Source organism: Burkholderia sp. GbtcB21 (genome assembly GCF_019091065.1).
Taxonomy (GTDB): domain Bacteria; phylum Pseudomonadota; class Gammaproteobacteria; order Burkholderiales; family Burkholderiaceae; genus Burkholderia; species Burkholderia pyrrocinia_C.
Genome location: NZ_JAGXKA010000349.1, coordinates 1 through 251 on the forward strand (window position 1 = coordinate 1; position 251 = coordinate 251).

The 251-nt window shown below is 76.9% G+C and carries 1 pseudogene; it reads right to left on the reverse strand.

The annotated features are described in order from the left end of the window. Positions 1-251: pseudogene (locus KVT39_RS37095) on the reverse strand (serine/threonine protein phosphatase); the annotation flags it as partial.

Genomic DNA, 251 nt, shown 5'->3' on the forward strand with positions numbered 1-251 from the left:
GCGGCAAGCGCGTCGCGCGCACCGCCGAGCCCGCGCCGCGCGGCGAGCCACGCAGCCGCACACAGCACGCTGCGCCCATAGCCGAGCGCGCAGCAGCCCAGCACGCCACGACCTTCGCCGTGCAGGCGCTCGAGCGCCGCGACTGCCTGCGCGAGCTGCGTGGCCGTCGGCGCGACAAGAACGAGCTGCGGCACGGCCGCATATGCGAGCGACGCATCGGCCGCCGCCCAGCGCGGCATCTCGGCGGTCAG